Origin of the sequence: Caulobacter flavus (genome assembly GCF_003722335.1) — a bacterium.
Lineage (GTDB): Bacteria > Pseudomonadota > Alphaproteobacteria > Caulobacterales > Caulobacteraceae > Caulobacter > Caulobacter flavus.
This window is the reverse complement of the sequence record NZ_CP026100.1, coordinates 3,892,506-3,912,333: the sequence shown is the minus strand read 5'-3', so window position 1 is coordinate 3,912,333 and position 19,828 is coordinate 3,892,506. Positions and strand designations below refer to the sequence as shown.

The 19,828-nt window shown below is 69.3% G+C and carries 23 protein-coding genes and 1 pseudogene; 18 read left to right on the top strand and 6 right to left on the bottom strand.

Annotated features, from left to right (window positions below; genetic code table 11):
- Window positions 1-46 precede the first annotated feature (46 nt).
- The 12 genes and pseudogenes from C1707_RS17930 to C1707_RS17875 all read left to right on the top strand — a co-directional run bounded on the left by C1707_RS17930 (window position 47) and on the right by C1707_RS17875 (window position 10,310).
- Complete coding sequence (locus tag C1707_RS17930) at window positions 47-832, top strand: SapC family protein (protein ID WP_101711950.1); 786 nt, start codon at window positions 47-49, stop codon at window positions 830-832.
- A gap of 5 nt (window positions 833-837) precedes the next feature.
- Entirely contained in the window at window positions 838-1,452 is a 615-nt protein-coding gene (locus C1707_RS17925; RefSeq protein WP_101711951.1) for an OmpH/Skp family outer membrane protein, read from the top strand.
- A gap of 12 nt (window positions 1,453-1,464) precedes the next feature.
- Window positions 1,465-1,905: a hypothetical protein gene (locus C1707_RS17920; RefSeq protein WP_101711952.1), complete on the top strand. Its 441-nt coding sequence runs from the start codon at window positions 1,465-1,467 to the stop codon at window positions 1,903-1,905.
- Window positions 1,906-2,296: 391 nt separating this feature from the next.
- Window positions 2,297-4,088: pseudogene (locus tag C1707_RS17915) on the top strand (efflux RND transporter permease subunit); the annotation flags it as partial.
- Window positions 4,089-4,115: 27 nt separating this feature from the next.
- Window positions 4,116-4,541: a PaaI family thioesterase gene (locus C1707_RS17910; RefSeq protein WP_101711953.1), complete on the top strand. Its 426-nt coding sequence runs from the start codon at window positions 4,116-4,118 to the stop codon at window positions 4,539-4,541.
- Window positions 4,542-4,616: 75 nt separating this feature from the next.
- Complete coding sequence (locus C1707_RS17905) at window positions 4,617-5,162, top strand: DUF1697 domain-containing protein (protein WP_101711954.1); 546 nt, start codon at window positions 4,617-4,619, stop codon at window positions 5,160-5,162.
- A gap of 96 nt (window positions 5,163-5,258) precedes the next feature.
- Window positions 5,259-5,642, top strand: coding sequence for a YciI family protein (locus tag C1707_RS17900; protein WP_101711955.1), 384 nt, complete (start codon window positions 5,259-5,261; stop codon window positions 5,640-5,642).
- A complete protein-coding gene (locus tag C1707_RS17895) occupies window positions 5,639-6,925 on the top strand; it encodes an RNA polymerase sigma factor (protein WP_101711956.1) in 1,287 nt (428 codons plus the stop codon). The genes C1707_RS17900 and C1707_RS17895 overlap by 4 nt, the downstream gene beginning before the upstream one ends.
- A gap of 61 nt (window positions 6,926-6,986) precedes the next feature.
- Window positions 6,987-7,511 (top strand): SRPBCC family protein, encoded by a 525-nt coding sequence (locus C1707_RS17890; RefSeq protein ID WP_101711957.1) that lies wholly within the window; start codon window positions 6,987-6,989, stop codon window positions 7,509-7,511.
- 33 nt (window positions 7,512-7,544) lie between these two features.
- Window positions 7,545-7,964 (top strand): plasmid stabilization protein, encoded by a 420-nt coding sequence (locus tag C1707_RS17885; RefSeq protein ID WP_240633734.1) that lies wholly within the window; start codon window positions 7,545-7,547, stop codon window positions 7,962-7,964.
- 352 nt (window positions 7,965-8,316) lie between these two features.
- A complete protein-coding gene (locus C1707_RS17880; RefSeq protein ID WP_101711958.1) occupies window positions 8,317-9,912 on the top strand; it encodes a DEAD/DEAH box helicase in 1,596 nt (531 codons plus the stop codon).
- 140 nt (window positions 9,913-10,052) lie between these two features.
- Window positions 10,053-10,310, top strand: coding sequence for an aa3-type cytochrome c oxidase subunit IV (locus C1707_RS17875; protein WP_101711959.1), 258 nt, complete (start codon window positions 10,053-10,055; stop codon window positions 10,308-10,310).
- 6 nt (window positions 10,311-10,316) lie between these two features.
- Here the strand turns inward: C1707_RS17875 and C1707_RS17870 are convergent, their stop codons facing one another.
- Together C1707_RS17870 and C1707_RS17865 are read right to left on the bottom strand one after the other, a co-directional pair.
- Window positions 10,317-11,447, bottom strand: coding sequence for a glycosyltransferase family 61 protein (locus C1707_RS17870; RefSeq protein WP_101711960.1), 1,131 nt, complete (start codon window positions 11,445-11,447; stop codon window positions 10,317-10,319).
- A 50-nt stretch (window positions 11,448-11,497) separates the two neighbouring features.
- Window positions 11,498-12,955 carry a coniferyl aldehyde dehydrogenase gene (locus C1707_RS17865; protein WP_101711961.1) on the bottom strand — a complete coding sequence of 486 codons (1,458 nt, stop codon included), beginning with the start codon at window positions 12,953-12,955 and terminating at the stop codon, window positions 11,498-11,500.
- A 179-nt stretch (window positions 12,956-13,134) separates the two neighbouring features.
- Between C1707_RS17865 and C1707_RS17860 the strand changes: the two genes are divergently transcribed.
- Both C1707_RS17860 and C1707_RS17855 read left to right on the top strand, forming a co-directional pair.
- Complete coding sequence (locus tag C1707_RS17860; RefSeq protein ID WP_101711962.1) at window positions 13,135-14,196, top strand: GGDEF domain-containing protein; 1,062 nt, start codon at window positions 13,135-13,137, stop codon at window positions 14,194-14,196.
- Window positions 14,197-14,350: 154 nt separating this feature from the next.
- Complete coding sequence (locus tag C1707_RS17855; RefSeq protein ID WP_101711963.1) at window positions 14,351-15,154, top strand: enoyl-CoA hydratase/isomerase; 804 nt, start codon at window positions 14,351-14,353, stop codon at window positions 15,152-15,154.
- 230 nt (window positions 15,155-15,384) lie between these two features.
- Here C1707_RS17855 and C1707_RS17850 read toward each other — a convergent pair whose 3' ends face one another.
- Entirely contained in the window at window positions 15,385-15,771 is a 387-nt protein-coding gene (locus C1707_RS17850; protein ID WP_101711964.1) for a DUF6165 family protein, read from the bottom strand.
- Entirely contained in the window at window positions 15,771-16,751 is a 981-nt protein-coding gene (locus C1707_RS17845) for a glycosyltransferase family 9 protein (RefSeq protein WP_101711965.1), read from the bottom strand. Before C1707_RS17845 ends, C1707_RS17850 begins: the two co-directional genes overlap by 1 nt.
- A gap of 96 nt (window positions 16,752-16,847) precedes the next feature.
- Here C1707_RS17845 and C1707_RS17840 point away from each other — a divergent pair, with 96 nt between their 5' ends.
- The 4 genes from C1707_RS17840 to C1707_RS17830 are packed head-to-tail and all read left to right on the top strand — an operon-like array spanning window position 16,848 to window position 18,993.
- Window positions 16,848-17,408 (top strand): TetR/AcrR family transcriptional regulator, encoded by a 561-nt coding sequence (locus C1707_RS17840; protein WP_101711966.1) that lies wholly within the window; start codon window positions 16,848-16,850, stop codon window positions 17,406-17,408.
- A gap of 41 nt (window positions 17,409-17,449) precedes the next feature.
- Window positions 17,450-18,235 carry a lysophospholipid acyltransferase family protein gene (locus tag C1707_RS17835; protein ID WP_101711967.1) on the top strand — a complete coding sequence of 262 codons (786 nt, stop codon included), beginning with the start codon at window positions 17,450-17,452 and terminating at the stop codon, window positions 18,233-18,235.
- Between the two features lie 3 nt (window positions 18,236-18,238).
- Complete coding sequence (locus C1707_RS26225; RefSeq protein ID WP_164467384.1) at window positions 18,239-18,454, top strand: hypothetical protein; 216 nt, start codon at window positions 18,239-18,241, stop codon at window positions 18,452-18,454.
- Window positions 18,436-18,993 carry a CDP-alcohol phosphatidyltransferase family protein gene (locus tag C1707_RS17830; protein ID WP_101711968.1) on the top strand — a complete coding sequence of 186 codons (558 nt, stop codon included), beginning with the start codon at window positions 18,436-18,438 and terminating at the stop codon, window positions 18,991-18,993. Before C1707_RS26225 ends, C1707_RS17830 begins: the two co-directional genes overlap by 19 nt.
- A 74-nt stretch (window positions 18,994-19,067) precedes the next feature.
- Here the strand turns inward: C1707_RS17830 and C1707_RS17825 are convergent, their stop codons facing one another.
- Together C1707_RS17825 and C1707_RS17820 are read right to left on the bottom strand one after the other, a co-directional pair.
- A complete protein-coding gene (locus C1707_RS17825; RefSeq protein WP_101711969.1) occupies window positions 19,068-19,463 on the bottom strand; it encodes a HesB/IscA family protein in 396 nt (131 codons plus the stop codon).
- 12 nt (window positions 19,464-19,475) lie between these two features.
- Entirely contained in the window at window positions 19,476-19,826 is a 351-nt protein-coding gene (locus C1707_RS17820; RefSeq protein WP_101711970.1) for an SUF system Fe-S cluster assembly protein, read from the bottom strand.
- Window positions 19,827-19,828: the final 2 nt, after the last annotated feature.

Genomic DNA, 19,828 nt, shown 5'->3' with positions numbered 1-19,828 from the left:
GCCCGTGCGTCCTTCGGACCTTACTTTTTGACTGGAGTATCCCATCATGACCGACGCTTCCCCGGTCGCCCCGGCTTCCCAACCCACGCTAGAGGCGCCGCTGTTCTATCGGCAGCCGCAGCCGCTCTCCGCGCTCGTCCATGCCGACTGGCGGCTGAAGGACGGCGACGTGGCCTTCGCCGCCGACACGCCGTTCGCGCCGATCGTCGTCGCCGAGCTCAGCGCCGCGGCCCGCAGCTATCCGGTCGTGTTCTCGGCCGGCGAGGTCGCACAGCCGCTGGCCGTCCTGGGCCTGGAGCGTCGCAACCTGTTCGTCGCCGACGGTCAGTGGCGCGAGGACGCCTACGTGCCGGCCTATGTTCGCCGCTATCCGTTCGGCTTCATCGCCACGGTCAATCCGTCGGGCTTCGCTCTAGCGATCGATGCGGCCTCCGAGCGCGTGGCCCAGTCGGGAGGGGAGGGCGCCAGCCTGTTCGAGAACGGCGAGCCGTCGGCGCTGACCCGCGACGCGATGGCCTTCTGCAACGCCTTCCAGGCCGAGGCCAACGCCACACTGGCCTTCACCGCAGCCCTGCGCGAGCACGACCTGCTGATCGACCGCCGCGCCGACGCCACCCTGCCGGACGGCCGCAAGCTGGGCCTCGACGGCTTTAAGGTGATCGACACGGAACGGTTTTCGAACCTTGACGACGCCGTCGTACTCGACTGGCACCGCAAGGGCTGGCTGGCGCTGGTTCACTATCACCTCGCCTCGCTCGAACGCTTCGGCGCGCTGCTGACCCTGCAGGGCGAAGTCGCGGCGAAGCTCGCGACCAAATCCAAGAAGGCCTGAGTTCCATGATCTGCCGTCTGCTCGTCACCGGTGGCGTTCTCGCCGCCGTCTCGCTCACCTCGCCGGCCTTCGCCCAGCAGCCGGCCTCCCAGCCGCTCGGCGGACCGGCCATCCCCGGCGTCTGCCTGCTGTCGCGCGAGGCGGTGTTCGCCAACGCCGCCGCCGGCAAGGCCGCCTCGGCGCGCCTGACCGAGCTGGCCCGCAAGGCCCAGGCCGAGGTCGACGCCGAGCGCGCGCCGATCGAAGCCGAACTGCGGGTGCTGGAAGGCCAGCCCGACGGCCCGGCCCGCCGCCAGAAGGCCGAGGCCCTCAACGCCCGCTGGCTGCCGCTGCAGCAGAAGGCCGCCGTGATCAGCCGCGAGATCGACGCCACCCGGGCCAAGGCCATGGAGCGCATCGCCAACGAGGCCCAGCCGGTCGTCGCCCAGGCCTACACGGCCAGGAAGTGCGGCCTGCTGCTCGATCGGGCCTCGGCCCTGGGCGGCAACTTCGCCAACGACCTGACCGCCGACGTGGTCAAGGGGCTGGACCAGCGGATGTCGACCATCACCTTCGACCGCGAGCGACTGCCGCAGCAGGCGGGCCCCGCGCCGACGCCCGCCGCCGCGGCCGTTCGCTAGGCGGACCCGGCCATGGCCAAGCCCGCCTCCTACTGGCGCGCCGCCGCGGCGGGACTGGCGGCGGCCCTGGGCCTGGGCGGCTACGCCCAGGCCCAGCCGCGAACCGCGCCGCCGCCGGCCGCCTGGATCGCCTACGGCGAACGGACCGCCCAAGCCATCGCCGCCTGGCTGGACGAGGACACGCCGCCCGCCGTCCGCCTGCGTGGCCATCTGCTCGCCGCGCCGGCCGCGGCCGAGCAGGGCGTGGCCCTGGAGCTCAAGGTGTGGATCGCACCCGACGGGGTGGTCTCGCGGGTCGACTTCGCGCCACTCGGCGACGCGGCCGCCGACGCAGACCTGTCGGCGATCGTCTCCGGCCGCACGCTCGCCGCGCCGCCGCCGAAGATGATCCAGCCGCTGCGGCTGGTCGTCGACATCAAGGCCAGGCCCGCGCCACACACCACGCAGTTCTAGCGGCCGACAGGCTGCGCGGACTGCAGGCCCGTGGCGCGCGACGCGGTCCAGCTGTCACGGATATTCCGGCGGGGAGGGCGGCCCTGCCTCTGCGGCGGAGCCGAGCACCCCCATCGACCCGATCAATAATCATCGCCTAAGTAATATTATCAGAAATAACGTCAAAGAATTATCGGCTTTCCGAACTGCCTGTCACGGGTCAGAATTAATGACCCCGTTGGTTGCTGTCCCAGAAAACGGCGGAATTGTTGTCCCAACGACATCAAAGTTTCTGTCCGGGCGACTGACGCAAGCGCTCCTGTAGAGTGTCTCGACGTCGACCGGAGTCAGCGAACATGGACCACGGACTTGTCCGCGCTCAGTCCGCGAGCGCGGCATTAAAGTCGGCCAGCTGCTGGCCGGCACCCTGGTGACCATCATCGGCCTGATGCCGGTGGGCTTCGCCAAGTCCACGGCCGGAGAGTACGCCGGCAACATCTTCTGGGTGGTGGCCTTCGCCCTGATAACCTCGTGGTTCGTGGCGGTGATCTTCACGCCTTATCTGGGCGTCCTGATGATCCCCAAGATCAAGCCGATCGAGGGCGGCCACGGGGCGATCTACGACACCCCGCGCTACCGCAGGCTTCGCGCGATGGTCACCTGGACGGTGGAGAACCGCTTCAAGGTGGCGGCCGGCGTCGGCGCGGCCATGGTTGTCGCGGTCATGATGATGGGCGCTATCAAGCAGCAATTCTTCCCCGGATCGGACCGCCCCGAGGCGCTGATCGAGGTGCAGATGCCCGAGGGGCAAAGCATCGGCTCGACCAGCCAGGCCGTGGCCAAGGTCGAGGCCTGGCTCGCCAGGCAGCCGGAGGCCGAAATCTACACCAGCTACATCGGGCAAGGCGCGCCGCGCTTCTTCCTGGCGATCTCGCCCGAGCTGCCCGACCCGTCCTTCGCCAAGATCGTGGTGCTGACGCCTGACGAGAAGGCGCGCGACGCGCTCAAGAAGCGTCTGCGCCAGTTCGCGGCCGAAGGCGCGATCCCCGGCGCCAAGATCCGCGCCACCCAGATCGTCTTTGGCCCGCCCTCGCCCTTCCCAGTAGCCTTCCGGGTCATGGGGCCGAACGCCGACCGCGTCCGCGAAATCGCCGAACAGGTCAAGGGCGTCATGCTGGCCAACCAGGCCATGCGCCAGGTCAACACCGACTGGGGCGAGCGCGTGCCGACCGTCCATTTCGTGCTCGACCAGGACCGCCTGCGCGCCTTCGGCCTCAGCTCCGCCGACGCCTCCCAGCAGCTGCAGTTCCTGCTCAGCGGCGTCCCTGTGACCCAGGTGCGCGAGGACATCCGTTCGGTGGAAGTCGTCGCCCGGACCAGCGGCCAGGACCGCCTGGATCCGGCCAGGCTCGGCGCCTTCACCCTGGTCGGCGCGGCGGGCGAGCGCATCCCGCTCGACCAGATCGGCAGGGCCCAGATCCGTATGGAGGATCCGATCCTGCGCCGCCGCGACCGCCTGACCACGATCACGGTGCGCGGGGACATCGACGAGCGCCTGCAGCCGCCCGACGTCTCGATGCGGGTGCACAAAGACCTGCAGCCGATCATCAAGACCCTTCCGACCGGCTACAGGATCGAGATGGCCGGCTCCATCGAGGAAGCGGGCAAGGCCAACGCCGCCCTGGCGGTCGTCTTCCCGCTGATGTTCATCCTGATGATGGTGGTGATCATTTTCCAGGTCCGGTCGCTGTCGGCGATGTTCATGGTGCTGCTGACCGCGCCGCTGGCCCTGGTGGGGGTGGCCCCCACCCTGCTGATCTTCCAGCAACCGTTCGGGTTCAACGCGATCCTGGGCCTGATCGCCCTGGCCGGCATCATCATGCGCAACAGCCTGATCCTGATCGGCCAGATCCAGATCAACCAGGCCGAAGGCCTCGCCCCCTTGCACGCCGTGGTCGAGGCCACGGTCCAGCGCGCCCGGCCCGTGATCCTGACCGCCCTGGCGGCGGTGTTCGCCTTCATCCCGCTGACCCTGTCGGTGTTCTGGTCGTCGATGGCCTACACCCTGATCGGCGGCACGATCGGCGGCACCATCCTGACGCTCGTCTTCCTGCCGGCCCTCTACGCCATGTGGTTCAGGATCAAGAGCACCGCCGCCTGAAGCCGGACCGGGGCCAGGATCGGGTCCCGGTCGCCCTACCCCGCCAACTTTGCACCTCACCGGAGGCCAGATGAACCAGACGCAAATCACCCTGGCCGACCAGATCGCCCCCGGCCTGAGCGGCATCGAGCAACTCAAGGCGATGATCGCCGCCGGCGGACGCCCGCCGATGGGCGAAACCCTGGCCTTCTCGCTGACCGGCGCAGGCGATGGCTGGGCGCTCTTCGAAGGCCTCCCCGGCCGACACGCCTACAATCCGATCGGCACGGTGCACGGCGGCTATGCCGCCGCCCTGCTAGACTCGGCCTGCGGATGCGCCGTCCACTCCAAACTAAAGTCGGGCCAGGGCTATACGACGCTCGAGCTCAAGGTGTCCTATCACCGTCCCCTGACCGACAAGACCGGTCCGGTCAGGGCCGAAGGACGCGTCGTCACCTTCGGCCGACGCGCGGCCTTCGCCGAAGCCAGCCTCAAGACAGCCGGACCTTGCGTGTGAAGCGCCGGCCTCAAATCCTCCGCGACGGCGGCCGCCCAAGGGCCTAAACAGCCGCCTCGTTCGAAAGGTCCGACCATGTCCCTCCACATCGCCCTGCTGCGCGGCGTAAACGCCGCCGGTGGTCGTCTGATCACCGCCGACGAACTGACCGGCCTGCTGGCCGATCTCGGCCACACTCAAGTCCGCATGGGCCCCAAGGTCGGTGATCTGGTGTTCGAGAGCCGCGAGCGCACCGGCGCGGAACTTCAGACCCAGATCGAAACCGAGCTGCTGGCGCGGCTGGGCCTGCGCACCGATGTCTATGTCCGCACCGCCGAGGCCTGGCGGGCCCTGGTCGCGGCCAACCCGTTCCCGGACTTCGCGGCCGCCGATCCGGGCTGGCTGATGACGCTGTTCTGCAAGGACACCCCCGACAAGAAGGCCATGGGCGCCCTGCGCGCGGCGATCCGCGGAACCGAGCAGGCTCGGGCCGAAAGCCGCCAGATCTATGCGATCTATCCCGACGGCGTCGGCGGCTCGAGACTGACCACCAGTCTGGTCGAGAAGACCCTCGGCACGCGGATCACGGGACGTACCTGGACGGCGGTGCTGGCGCTCGCCGAGATGCTCGAGCCGGCCTAGTCCCTCACGGAGCGCATTTTCTCGTGCGAGCGATGTCGGCGCGCGGCTGGCGGCGGCGTCCTTGGTTCGCGGCGCTGGCGCCGTTGGAGCTTCCGGATGCTGTACGCCATTCTCTGCTATCACATGGAAGACGTCGTCGGGGCATGGAGCCCGGCGCATGACGAGGCCGTGATGGCGCGACTTGGCGCGGTGCGCGACGATCTGGCCGGTCAAGGCCGCCTGAGCCTTTCGGCGCGACTTCTGCCGACCACGACGGCCGTGACGCTGCGCAAGGATCGCGAGCCGCCGCTGCTGGTCGACGGGCCCTTCGCCGAGACCAAGGAACAGCTGCTGGGATTCTATCTGGTCGATTGCACAGACCTGGGCGACGTCGTCGCGGCCACGCGTGAGCTCGCGGCCGCAAACCCCGGCGGCTGCTACGAAATCCGCCCCGTCGCCGACGCCTGGAAATCGAACGCCGTTCACGGAGCGGGCGCGTGACCGACCCCGACTGGATCGACGCCGCGCTGGTTTCAGCGCGCCCGCGGGCCATGGCGGCGCTGCTGCGCTATTTCCGTGACCTCGACACGGCCGAGGAAGCCTATCAGGACGCCTGCCTGCGGGCGCTGAAGTCATGGCCCGAGAAAGGCCCGCCGCGTGATCCGACCGCCTGGCTGATCCTGGTGGGCCGCAACAGCGGCGTCGACGCCGGCCGCCGGAAAAGCCGCCAGACCGCCCTGCCGTCCGACGAGATCCTGACCGACATGGCGGCCGGTCTGGACGACGCCGAGACCGCTCTGGCCGAGCGCCTGGACGGCGCCGACTATCGCGACGATATCCTGCGGCTGTTGTTCGTCTGCTGCCATCCGGACCTGCCGGCCACCCAGCAGATCGCCCTTGCCCTGCGCATCGTCTCGGGCCTTTCGGTGCGCCAGATCGCCCGCGCCTTCCTGGTCGGCGAAAGCGCCATGGAGCAGCGGATCACCCGCGCCAAGGCCCGCGTGGCCAAGGGCGACACGCCGTTCGAGGCGCCCAGCCCCACCGAGCGCGCCGAACGACTGCTGACCGTGATGGCCATGGTCTATCTGGTGTTCAACGAGGGCTATTCGGCCGGCGGCGTCGAGGCCGACGCGCGGCGTCCGCTGTGCCACGAGGCGCTGAGGCTCTCGCGGCTGCTGCTGCGGCTGTTTCCCGCCGAACCGGAGGTCATGGGCCTGACGGCGCTGATGCTCCTGCAGCACGCCCGCACCCCGGCGCGGCTGGACGCCGACGGCCTGATCGTGCTGCTCGACGAGCAGGATCGCGGCCTCTGGGACAAGGCGATGATCGCAGAAGGCCTGACCCTGATCGACAAGGCCATGCGCCATCGCCAGCCGGGTCCCTACCAGGCGCAGGCCGCCATCGCCGCCCTGCACGCCCGGGCCGCGCGCCCCGAAGACACCGACTGGGCCCAGATCGACCACCTCTACGCGGCGCTGGAGCGCATGACCCCCTCCCCGGTCGTCACTCTCAACCGCGCCGTCGCGGTCTCGAAGGTCGCGGGCCCGCAGGCCGCGCTCGACATGATCGCGCCGCTGGAGGAGCGGCTGGCCGGCTACTTCCACTTTCATGGCCTGAAGGGCGCGCTGAACCTCCAGCTGGGCCGCGACGAGGCCGCGCGCGAGGCGTTCCAGCAGGCCATAGCCCTGGCCGGCGGCGCCGCGGAGGCCGCCCATATCCGCCAGCATCTCGACCGGCTGCAGGCCGACGGCGAGAAAAATCGCGCGGCGTTGTCGGGACGCTGACGCTCCGGACGTCCTTGCAGCGAACGGTCCGACAACGGGCCAGCGCCCTGGGAGCTTTCCGATGCTGAAGATCGTCGCCGCCGTCGTCGTCCTGGCCGTGGCCGGCCTGCTGGTCGCCGCCGCCCTTCGCCCGCCCGTCTTCCGGGTCGAGCGCTCGGTTCTGGTCAACGCGCCGCCCGAGGCGGTGCTGGCCCATGTGTCGGACTTCAAGGCGTGGCGCGCCTGGTCGCCCTACGAGACCCTCGACTCCGACCTCCAACGCACCTACGGCGGAGCCCCGCACGGGGTCGGCGCGACCTACGCCTGGGCCGGCAGGAAGGCCGGGACGGGCCGCATGCGCGTCGTCTCGGCGACGGGCCGCGAAATCGCCATTGCGCTGGACTTCGAAAAACCCTTCAAGGCCAGCAACACCGCCGCCTTCACCGCCGAGCCGGCCGGCGGCTCGACCCGCGTCACCTGGACGATGTCGGGACCCGCGCCCTACGTCTCGCGGCTGATGGGCGTGATCTTCGACATGGACAAGATGATCGGCCGCGATTTCGAGACGGGCCTGTCCAATCTGAAATCCGTCGTCGAGCGTAGCTAAGGTCCCCTTCCCTTCGCGCTTTCGGAGGTCGGCATGGCCCGTTTCCTTCTGCTGAAGTTCGAACCCGCCTCCTCGCCGCGGGTTTCTCCTGTCCACGTCGAGCGGAAGGAGAACGCCATGCCCAGGACGACCGGCGGCGGCGGCGACAAGAGCAAGTATACCGACAAGCAGGAACGCAAGGCCGAGCACATCGCCGAGGGCTACGAGGCGCGCGGCGTTCCGGAGAAAGAGGCCGAGCGGCGCGCCTGGGCCACCGTCAACAAGGACGACGGCGGCGGCAAGCAGCCCGGCGGCTCGGGACGCGGCAAGCACACCGGCCACCCCGCCGCGCACAAGGGCGGCGAGAAAGGCGGCAAAGCCTCGGCCAGCCGCAGCGCCGCGGAGCGCTCGGCCTCGGCCAGGAAAGCTGCGGCCACGCGCAAGCGCAACGCCGAGCAGCATGCGCATCACTAGCTGGATCAGCTGACGACGACCTCAGAAAATCTGGGTCGATCTAATCCATACCATTCCAGTAGTAATTTATCAGCGCCGTCTTCCTCCCCTTTGGCGGCGCCGAGGCGAGCGCCGCTCCGCCAGGACGATACCGACGGCTCCGGTGTCCTGGTCTGGTCCTTCGGGGGAAGGACCGGGGCGGCGCTCGCCCTTGACCTTTCCGGGCAGGACACCGCCCGCGAAGCCCCTGGCCCCGCGAAGATTGACTTTGCGGCGATTGCGCCTATTTATCCGCACCTTCGGAGCAGGTCTGGCGAATCCGCGCCGCCCGCTCGCCCAAGCACGGGCGGCTCCGAGTCCAGACCAGCGTGACATGACCGAATTTTCTGACCTCGGGCTTTCGCCCACGACCCTTCAAGCGGTCGCCGACACCGGCTACACGACCGCCACGCCGATCCAGGCCCAGGCGATCCCCGTCGCCCTCGCCGGCCAGGACGTCCTGGGCATCGCCCAGACCGGCACCGGCAAGACCGCCGCCTTCACCCTGCCCCTGATCGACAAGCTCGCCTCGGGCCGAGCCAAGGCCCGCATGCCGCGCGCCCTGGTCATCGCCCCGACCCGCGAACTGGCCGACCAGGTCGCCTCCAGCTTCGAGAAGTACGCCAAGGGCACCAAGCTCTCGTGGGCGCTGCTGATCGGCGGCGTCTCGTTCGGCGACCAGGAAAAGAAGCTCGACCGCGGCGTCGACGTGCTGATCGCCACCCCGGGCCGCCTGCTCGATCACTTCGAGCGCGGCAAGCTGCTGATGACCGGCGTGCAGTTCCTGGTCGTCGACGAAGCCGACCGCATGCTCGACATGGGCTTCATCCCCGACATCGAGCGCATCTTCAAGCTGACCCCGCCCAAGAAGCAGACGCTGTTCTTCTCGGCGACCATGCCGCCGGAAATCACGCGCCTGACCAAGCAGTTCCTGCGCGATCCGGTCCGTATCGAAGTGGCCAAGCCGGCCACCACCAACGCCAACATCACCCAGCTGCTGGTCAAGGTCCCCTCCTCCGACCCCAAGGCCAAGCGCCTGGCCCTGCGCACCATCGTCGAGAAGGCCGCGCCGGAAACCGGCATCGTCTTCTGCAACCGCAAGACCGAAGTCGACATCGTCGCCAAGTCGCTGAAGGTGCACGGCTTCGACGCCGCCGCCATCCACGGCGACCTCGACCAGAGCCAGCGCATGAAGACCCTGGCGGACTTCCGCTCGGGCGCGCTGAAGATCCTGGTGGCCTCCGACGTCGCCGCTCGCGGCCTCGACATCCCGGCCGTCAGCCACGTCTTCAACTACGACGTCCCGCACCACGCCGACGACTACGTCCACCGCATCGGCCGCACCGGCCGCGCCGGCCGCTCGGGCGTGGCCTACATGCTGGTCACCCCGGCCGACGACAAGGGCTTCGACAAGGTCGTCAAGCTGATCGGCTCGACGCCCGACGAGGAAGTGATCGACGTCGACTACACCAACGCCGTCACCGTGCCGCGCGAAGGCGACCGCCGCCGCGGCCGCGGCGAGCGTCCGGGCCGTGAACGCGGCGAGCGTGGTGAACGCAGCGAGCGCGGCGGCCGTGGTCGTCGCGAGCGCGCCGAAGCCGCTCCGGAAGCTGAAGTCGTCGAGACCGTCGCCGTCGAGGCCGCGCCCGAGGCTCCCGTCGAACGCGCCGAGCGTCCGGAGCGTGAACGCAAGCCGCGCCGCGAGCGTTCGCGCGACCGCGCCGCCGCCCAGACCGTCGAAACCGCTCCGGTCGAGGAAGCCGCCCCGGCCGCCCGTCCCTCGCGCGAGCGTCCGCCGATGCCGGTCCGCGGCGTCCAGCCGGTGCGCGCCCGTGAGGACGACGACGACCGCCGCGTGGTCGGCTTCGGCAACGACATCCCCGCCTTCCTGCTTCGCGCTCCGCCGAAGCTGGCCAAGGTCGAGGACTGATCGACCAGACCTGACGACACCCGCGAAAAGGCGTAGATTGGCCGGCGTGCTCCCACGGAGCCGCCGGCCTTTTCTTTGCCGACAGTCGCGTCGTTCAGGCGGCTCCGCGCGTTTTTCCCGAACCCGTCGGAGGAACCGCCATGGCCGATTTCACGCCCTCGCAATCGGATCCCGAACTGCTGGTGCACGAGCGCACCTATCACGCCTTCAGCGTCTTCGTGCGCTGGTCGATCGTCGGCGTCGCCGTCGCCCTGGCGGTGCTGACCCTGTGGTTCGCCACGCCGGCGGGCTTTGTCGGCGGAGCGATCGCCGGGATCGTGCTGGGCGTGGCCGGCTACTTCGCCGTCATCCGTCACGAACGGCGTCAGCCGCTGGACCTGTGGACCGAGGGCCGCTGACCCGCCTCAGAGAGCCGCGTCGATGAACTCCAGTAGGTCGTCGAGCGGCGGTCGATAGGCGAAGCGGAAGCCGCGACGAGCCCGCGCCAGCAAGGGCGCCTCCCGCCGATCGGTCGGCGAGGGACAGACATAGCCGCGCCATTCGACGTCGACCTGGCGACAGGCCGCCCACACCCAGCTGCTCGTGAAGTTGGCCGGCTGTATCTCGACCACCCTGCCCCCCGGCCGCAGGAACATGGCGTTGGCCAGGGCCGCGCCCGAGGCGCCCACGACGACCTCCGCCTCGCGCATCAGCGCCACCTGAGCCTTCGCGTCCAGCCGCTCGGGACGCACGATCGTGAACCCTCTGCTTTCCAAGGCCGCTTCCAGCGCGGCCTCGTTGACCATGACCCGCATGGACTGGCTTCTGCGCGACAGGTAGATCCGCCGCCGCGCGCCGGAAGGCTCCGGGACGGCCGCCACGACCCGTTCGGCCACACGGCGCACCAGGGCGTTCGGCGCGTGCAGGAAATGATCCATGCTGGTGGCGTAGACCGCCTGGTCGAGACGCACCCTTTGGCCGGACACCTCCCTCACCTCGCATTCGGGAAAGGCCATGGCCAGGAGGCTTCGCTGCCAGGCCTTGAGGCGCGGCGCGAGCACCGGCGCGGCGCCCGCGAACCCCTGCTCGACCGCGGCCAGCATCGAAGGCATGGCGTCGAGCAGGAAGTGTCCGTAGTTGAACCCGCCGCCCCACGGCATGAAAACCACGCCCCGGTCGATGGCCACGCCCGCCCGCCGCCGCATAAGCTCGGCGATGGGCGCCAGGTCGGGCCAGCGATGCAGGGCCTCGCCGCCGGCTGATCGCAGGACGCGTCCTTCAGGCCCCGCCAGCACGCCGTAGGCGGGAAACCAGTCCACGTCGCGCACGTGGCAGATGGCCGGCTCGCCGATCTCCGGCGGCGTGTCGGACGCGAACGGCCAAGCCTGGGTCAGGTCCCGGACCAGATGCGGAGGAGCGGCGCGCGCTTCTGGCTCCGGCAGGGGCGCCCATCCCTCCACACCGCCGTGCAGGAACGCGTGGCGAAGCATCGCCACGTCCCTGACAGGTAGGGCCTGGCGTTCGTCGATGACATCGAAGGCGGCGAGCGGAGCCATGCAGCCCTAAGGCCAGTGATTCTCGTTCGCCGACTATCGAGCCGACTTGTCTATCGCTTGATCTGGCCGGCCAGGTACTTGCGGATGCCTTCGCCGTACGGCGGGCGCAGGGCCAGCATCGGGCCGATGTCCTTTTTCAGCTGGTGGAACACCGCCTTGCGATGGCTGAACTCGCGGAAGCCGTCGTGGCCGTGATAGGCGCCCATGCCGGCCGGACCGACGCCGCCGAACGGCAGGTCTTCCTGCGCCACATGGAAGATCACGTCGTTGACCGTGGCTCCGCCGCTGGTCGTGGCCGCCAGCACCCGCTCGCGCTCGGCCTCGTCGGTTCCAAACCAGTAGAGGGCCAGCGGCCGGTCGCGGCCGTTGACGTAGTCGATGGCGTCCTCGATGCGGTCGTAGGCCTTCACCGGCAGCAACGGACCGAAGATCTCCTCCTGCATCACCGCCATGTCGTCGGTGGGCTTGAGGATCAGGGTCGGCGGGATCTTGCGGTGCTGCTGCTGGGAGAAGTCCTCTCCGGCCGGATTGAGCTCGACCACCTTGCCGCCCTTGGCCTTGGCGTCGTCGACATAGTCCTTGACCCGGTCGTAGTGCCGCTGGGCCACCAGGGCGGTGTAGTCGTGATTGTCCTTCAGGGTCGGGAAGCTGCGGGCCACGGCGGCGCGGGCGGCCTCGACGAAGCGGTCCACGTCCTCGGCCGGCGCCAGCACGTAGTCGGGGGCCAGGCAGATCTGGCCGGCGTTCAGGGTCTTGCCGGCCATCACCCGCGCCGCGGCGGTGTCGAGGTCCGCGCCGCGCGACAGGATCACCGGGCTCTTGCCGCCCAGTTCCAGCGTCACCGGCACCAGGTTTTCGGCGGCCGCCCGCATCACGTGCCTGGCCACCGAGGTCGCGCCGGTGAACAGCAGGTGGTCGAAGGCCAGGCCAGCGAAGGCCTGGCCGATCTCGGGCCCGCCGGTGACGACCGCGATCTCGTCCTCGTCGAAGGCCTTGGCGAACATGGCCTTCAGCAGCTCCGAGGTAGCCGGCGTGTATTCCGACGGCTTGATCATCGCGCGGTTGCCGGCCGACAGCACGCCGGCCAGCGGCGCGAAGGTCAGGTTGACCGGGAAGTTCCACGGGCTGATCACACCGACCACGCCCTTGGGCTGCCAGCGCACCTCGGCCTTGGCGCCGAACAGTCCCAGCAGGGCCGGCGTCGTGCGGCGCTTCTCGGTCTTCATCCATTTGCGAACGTGGTCGCGCGCGTGCTTGAGCGGCCCGATCGACCCGGCCACGTCGGTCAGGGCCGTGGCGTCCTTGGAGCGCACGCCGAAGTCGTCGCCGACCGCCTGGGCGATCTGAGCCTCGTGGTCGACCAGCAGCGCGATGCAGCGGTTCAGCCAGTCGATCCGGCGCTCCACAGGCGGCACGCCGTCGCGCAGATGCGCGGCCTTCTGTCGCTGAAGCACGAGCTCGAGGCCGGCCTTGGCGGCCTCCTGGCCGAGATTGGCGGGGGCGTTCATGCGGCGTCTCTCCCGAAAACGGCCTCTCGGCTCATCTTATCAACGTTCAGAATGCTTTGGAGTTGTGCCGGGCGCAAGCACCCCCGCGCAGCCTTAACCGCTCGTTTGAACTCTCGTGCCTATGCTCGCCGCGTAAGCGATCGGTCTGGGAGAAGCCCGGGTCGGCGGGGGAATGAAAGATGTCGGACGTCGAGACCACTCTGCGCGGGCCGGAAGCCTACAAGATCGCCCGTCGGGCCCTGGACCTGATGGAACGCCACCAGATCTGGCCGACCGCGCTGAACTTCGAACTCTGGACCCACTACGTGGCCGATCCCGACGGCGCTTTGGCGCGCGAGATCACCCGCCTGATCTCGATGGGCGAGCCCATCACCGAGATGCTGAGCGAGGAGCTCGCCGCGGCCTACCTGCCCAAGGCGCGCCTCAACGAACAGATCCGCGACGCCGGCGACCTGCTCTCCAAGGAGCTGGAGTCGGTCTCGAAGGCCATCCAGAACGCCCAGAAGACCAACGCCGCCTTCGGCAAGACCCTGGCCGGGGTCTCCAAGGACCTCGACGCCCCGACCGGCGTCGAAGGCATCAAGGCCGTGGTCTCCAGCCTTGCCGACGCCACCCGTCGCGTCGCCAAGGAGAACAAGGCGCTCGAAACTCGCCTGGCCGAATCCACCGCCGAGGTCGACCGCCTGCGCGAACACCTGGAACAGGTGCGCCGCGACGCCACGACCGACGGCCTGACGAACCTCGCCAACCGCAAGGCCTTCGACGAAGAGCTCGAGCGCGCCTGCGCCGAGGCCGACGAGGCCGGCACGGCCATCTGCCTGGCCGTGCTCGACATCGACCACTTCAAGGGCTTCAACGACACCTGGGGCCACCAGACCGGCGACCAGGTGATCCGTTACGTCGCCAGCGTCATCGGCCGCGTGGCCGCCCTGCCCCGCTTCGCCGCCCGCTACGGCGGCGAGGAGTTCGCGATGATCTTCCCGGGCGAGGCCGCCGCCGTCGTCGGCGCGACGCTGGAAGAGATCCGCGTCGAGGTCTCCTCGCGTATGCTCAAGCGCCGCTCGACCAACGAGGACCTGGGCGCCATCACCCTGTCGTCGGGCTTCGCCGAGCGCCGCAAGGGCGAGACCGGCCACTCGGTCATGGAACGCGCCGACACCGCGCTCTACGCCTCCAAGCGCAGCGGCCGCAATCGCGTCACCGCCGCCGAAACCCAGGCTGAATCGGCCAACGCGGCCTAAGAGACACGCGTTCTTCTCCAGAGAACCGCGTCAGGGCCCGTCGATCCCCAGGATCGGCGGGCCCATTTCTTTTGCGCCGCTCGCCCTCTTGCGTTCCCCAGGGACAGTCGCGCCTAGCTGGCGTCCAGGCCCGAAAAGACGCCCGGAGGACGTGATGGCTTACGAGAAGATCCGGCTGGAACCGCAGGACGGCGTGGCCGTCGTCACCCTGTCCGATCCGGCCACCCTGAACGCCGCCAGCCCCGAGGTCGCCCGCGAGTTGGCCCAGGCGTTCGGCGCGGTCGCCGCCGGCCAGGTCGAGGCCCGGGCCGTGATCCTCACGGGCGAAGGTCGAGGCTTCTGCTCGGGCGCCAACCTCTCGGCCGGCGCCACGGCCGGCCGCCCCATGGATCCCGACGGCAAGCCCGACGCCGGCGCGGCGCTGGAAAGCGTCTACAATCCGCTGATGACGCTGCTGCGCGACTTCCCGCTGCCGATCGTCACCGCCGTCAACGGCCCGGCCGCCGGGATCGGCTGCTCGCTGGCCCTGATCGGCGACATCGTCGTGGCCGCCGACAGCGCCTACTTCCTGCAGGCCTTCCGCCGCATCGGCCTCGTGCCCGACGGCGGCTCGACCTATCTGCTGCCGCGCCTGGTGGGCAAGGCCCGGGCCATGGAGATGATGCTGCTGGGCGACAAGATCCCGGCCGCCACGGCCCTGGACTGGGGCCTGATCAACCGCTGCGTCCCCGACGCCGATCTGATGCCGACGGCCCTGGACCTGGCCCGCACGCTCGCCGAGGGGCCCGCCTCTTTGAGCGCCATCCGTCGCCTGGTCTGGGACAGCCTGGACGCCGACTGGGTCGGCCAACTGCACGCCGAGCGCCACGCCCAGCGCGCCTGCGGCAAGACCGAGGACTTCATCGAGGGCGTCAGCGCCTTCCTGCAAAAGCGTCCAGCGGCCTTCAAGGGCCGCTGACCGCCGAAGAGGCGCCGCCCGCGCCTGCGCGCCAAGGCGGTATGCCTGGGTATTGCCGCCGACGACGACTTCATGGACAGCGCCCTGGGAGCGCTGCTGCAGGCGCGCGTTCCGCCGTTCCTGCCCTCGGCGCCGGCGGAGCGGGCATGAAGAAGGGCGGTCGCGTCAGGCGCGCCGCCCCTTTTATTTGCATCATATTCTGGATGCAGGACTCTGTCTTACCAGGGAAATCAGTACGGCTTGTAACTCTTTTCCTCGACGATGTCCGAACCGGTCAGCGCGTTGATCTGGCGCTTCACGGCGGCGCGCTTGTCGTTGTCCATGTAGACGCGCCGGGCCAGCTCGACGAACTCGGGACCGAAGGTCTGGCTGCGCTCGCAGGCGCGCTTGCCGTCCTCGATGTCCCACAGGGCGGCGTTGATCGCGGTCAGCTCCACCGTCAGGGCGTCCAGCTCGGCGCTGGGCGTCAGAGCATTGGCGGCGATCCCCTCCAGCAGGGCCAGTTCCTTGCGGACGTTGGCCTCCTTGACCGAGTCGCCGATACGCTCGGCCTTCACGCGCAGAATGGTGATCTTGTCGACGAGCTCGCCGGCGGAGATGGGGGCGAGGATGGACATCAGGAAACTCCGGCGATCAGGGTGTCGAGGGCGGCCTTCACCGCCTGCGGCGGCAGGGCGGCCATGCCCTCTCCGTAGTCCTCGGCGCACAGCATCTCAAGGCGCTGCGCGGCGGGCTTGAACTTCACGGCCTTGCGGCGATTGAGCTGCAGCGACAGCAGCGGCGCGCCGCCGGCCGCCAGCATATGGCCGGGACCGGCGTCGTTGGCGACGGCGGCCGACAGCCGGCCGGCCAGGGCGATGGCCAGGATCGGGCCCTTCACGCCGGCAAAGCCGTCAGTGCGGTCAGCCTCGGGGAACAGAGCGTTCGGGACCTCGCCGCGCGCGATCGCTGCGTCGGCGGCTTCGTCCGGCCCGAAGAAGAACACGGGCGTGCGGCCCACCGCCTGCTGGGCGCGGGCCAGGTCGAGATAGCTCTCCAGCGGCCAGCGCTTCTCCTGACCGCCAGCGCCGGGCGCCAGGCCCACATAAACCGGGCCGTCGGGCAGCAGCGCCCTGGCCGCCGAGACGGCGTCGGCTTCGGTCAGGGCCAGCGGACGCAAGGCGCCCTGCCCGTCCGTGGCCAGGGCCAGCAGACGCGCCAGGCGGTCGACGACCGCAGGCGGCCAGTCTGGACTTCGCGCCTGCATGGCGGCCGAGACGAACCGCCCGCCCCCGGCGACCGCGCGCCTGGCCACCAGGCTGCGGCGCAGGTTCTCCTGGGTGTCGATCACCAGGTCGAAGGTCCGGCCGCCCAACGGCCTGACCCACGGCAGAACGTCCAGGGCCGCGGCGCCGGTGACGCCGTCCTTGATGATCTCGTCGACATAGCCGGCCACCACCCGCTTCAGCGGGCCGTCATAGACCGTGGTACCCTTGGCGGCGCACCAAGTGATCCGGGCGTCGGGAAAGGCCGCGCGCAGGCCGGCGATGAAGGGCAGCTTGATCAGGCCGTCGCCGATCACCTCGCCCATGGAATAGATCAGAAGCGTCTGGACCATGGCCGTGAATGGCCGCGCCCGCACCGTCCGTCAATCGCCAGAGGAGTATGTGAGCATTTACTTGCAAGCATCGCGAATTGCGCTAACCTGGGTCTCATGAGCGCCAAGCCCCGCATCGAACGCGCCGCCCTCGAGGTCTTCGCCGCCCATGGCGTCGACGGCGCCACCACCAAGCTGATCGCCGCCCGCGCCGAGGTTTCGGAGGGCGCGATCTACCGCCACTGGAAAAGCAAGGACGAGCTGGCCATCGGCCTGTTCATGGCCGCCCACAAGCGCCTGTCCGACCTGATCGAGACAGAGGCCGGCGCCGTCCATGGCGTGGCCGCCAAGGCCGCGGCCCTGGTCAAGGCCTACTGCACGGCCGCCGACGAGGACTGGACCCTGTTCTCGTTCCACCTGCTGCAGCTGCACCACTTCCTGCCCTACTACCAGGACGACGGCCGCGATCCGGTCACCCTGGTCGAGACGATCATCAAGCACGCCATGCTGAAGATGGAGCTGCCGCCGGGCGACCCGCGCGTGGTGGCCGCCATGGCCATCGGGGTTATTACCCAGACCGCCCAGAACCGCGCCTACGGCCGCCTGGGCGAAGACGCCCTTTCGGCCCATGCTCCGCTGATGACCGCGGCCGTCCTGGCCGTGCTCAAGGCCCGCTGACCTCCAAGACCCGTCACCAGCCCTCCACGAAGGACCAAGCGATGCGCAGCGCGCTGTTCAACGCCTACTACTGGGTTCTGTCGATCTTCTACGGCCTGTCGGCCGCGCTCTCGGCCCTGCTGCCGGGACGCCGCCCCGTGACCTTCGCCCTGCGCCTCTATTCCAAACGCATGCTGTGGGCGCTGCGCACCTTCGCCGGCGTCAAGGTCGAGCTGAAGGGCCAGGAGAACCTTCCCGCCGGCGCCTTCATCATCGCCGCCAAGCACCACAGCTGGGGCGACGGCTTCGTGATGTTCGCCAATGTTGACAACCTGTCCTTCGTCACGGGCGACCACCTCGAGAAATTTCCGCTGCTGGGCAATATCCTGAAGAAGTTCGGCGCCATCGTCGTCGACAGCTGCGGCGGCCCCGAGGCCCGAGCGGCCCTGTCCAAGAGCGCCGCCCAGGTCGCCGCCGAGGGCCGCCGCATCCTGATCTATCCGGAGGGCCACCTGGCGGCGCCAGGCGAGCGCTTCCGCTACCGCACCGGCGTCTACCACATGAGCCAGGACTTCGGCCTGCCGGTGGTGCCGGTGGCCACCAATCTCGGCTGCTTCTGGAAGCAGCAGGAAGCGAAGAAGACGCCCGGCCAGGCCACGGTCGAGTTCCTGCCCGCCCTGCCCCAAGGCCTGCAGAAGGCCGAGTTCATGAAGCTGCTGGAGAACACGGTCGAAAACCGCACCAACGAGCTGATCGCCCAGGCGCGCGGCGAGCCGGTGAAGGCGTCTGTGCTGGTCGATCCGCCAAAAAAGAAGCTGTCGCCCGGCGAAGCCGAGGCGGCGGCCTGATCCATGCCTCCCGAGCAAGCTCCGCCCCGTGATCCGCCCAGGGACAGGGTGCTCGCCGCCACGGTGATCTGGGCTGTCGTCACGGCCCCGGCGTTCGCCATCGCCCTTCTTGCGGCGCTGATGCTCTGCGGCTCCGGAGCCACGCCGTTGATGTGGCTCGCCGCCGCCCTGCCGCTCAACCGCACCGCAGGAGAGCCGACATGCTGCCCAACCTGCTGACTGCGCTACGCCTGCTCGCCCTGCCCTTTCTTGTGTGGGCCGTGCTGGCCGACGCCGGCTGGACCGCCCTGACGCTGTTCCTGGGCGCGGGCCTGACCGACGTGCTCGACGGCTGGGTCGCCCGGCGCTTCGGCCTGACCTCGGCTTTCGGGGCGATGTTCGACCTGCTGGCCGACCGGCTGCTGACCTTGGTCAGCCTCGGCGCCCTAATGGCGGCCGGCGCGTTTTCGGGCGCCTGGATCGCAGCGCCGCTGACGCTGATCGCGCGCAACTTCCTGGTCGCTGGGCTACAGCAGTCGCTGCCGGGGCGCGACTTCGACTACCCGCCGCTGGAGCATCCGAAGATCGCGCTGAACTTCCTGGGCGTATCGCTGCTGCTGGCCCCGATCGGGGCTCAGACGGCTGGCCTGTGGGCTCTGGCGGCGAGCGCGGCGCTGTCGGTGGTGACGATGGTGATCTATGCCCGCCGGGCCGCGCCTCATTTTACCTTCTCCCATAGGGAGAAGGAGGGGCCCGCGCCGAACGGCGTGGGAGGATGAGGGGCTAGGGACTGTAGACGGCGCGCCGGAACACCGGTTGGCGGCGCAACCCCTCACCCTCCCAGTGGGAGAGGTTATTCCTCCAACGCCTCGGGCGCCGGCTGGATCGTCACGCTCTCGCCGCAGCCGCAGGCGTCGGTCTCGTTCGGATTGTGGAACACGAACTTCGACGACAGCTTGGTGACCTCGTAGTCGATCTCGGTGCCGATCAGGAACAGCACGGCCTTCGGCTCGATCAGGATGGTGACGCCCTTGTCCTCGACGACCTCGTCGATGGGGCCCTTCTCCTTGGCGTACTCGAAGACGTACTCCTGGCCCGCGCAGCCGCCGTTCTTCACGCCCACGCGCAGACCGGCATACGGCTGGTCGGCCCGTTGCATGATCTCGGTGACCCGCGCGGCGGCCGCGTCGGTCAGGGTGACGACCTTGGGCCGGGGGCGGCGCGGACGGGGCGTGACGGCGGTTTCCATCGGCTAATGCCTCTAGAACATGTTCAACTGCAGCTTGGCCTCGTCGCTCATGCGCGACGGGTCCCAAGGCGGATCGAAAGTCAGGTCGACGTTGCACGAGCGGATGCCGTCGATCTCCATGACCGCGTCCTTGACCCAGCCGGGCATGTCGCCGGCCACCGGGCAGCCCGGCGCGGTCAGAGTCATGTCGATGGCCACGTCCTTGTCGTCGCTGACGTCGACCTTGTAGATCAGGCCGAGCTCGTAGATGTCGACCGGGATTTCCGGGTCGAACACCGTCTTCAGCTTCTCGATCAGCTGGTCGGTCAGGCTGTTCAGCTCGTCCTGGGACAGGGCCGTCGCGGCGGGGGCTTGGTCGGTCATGC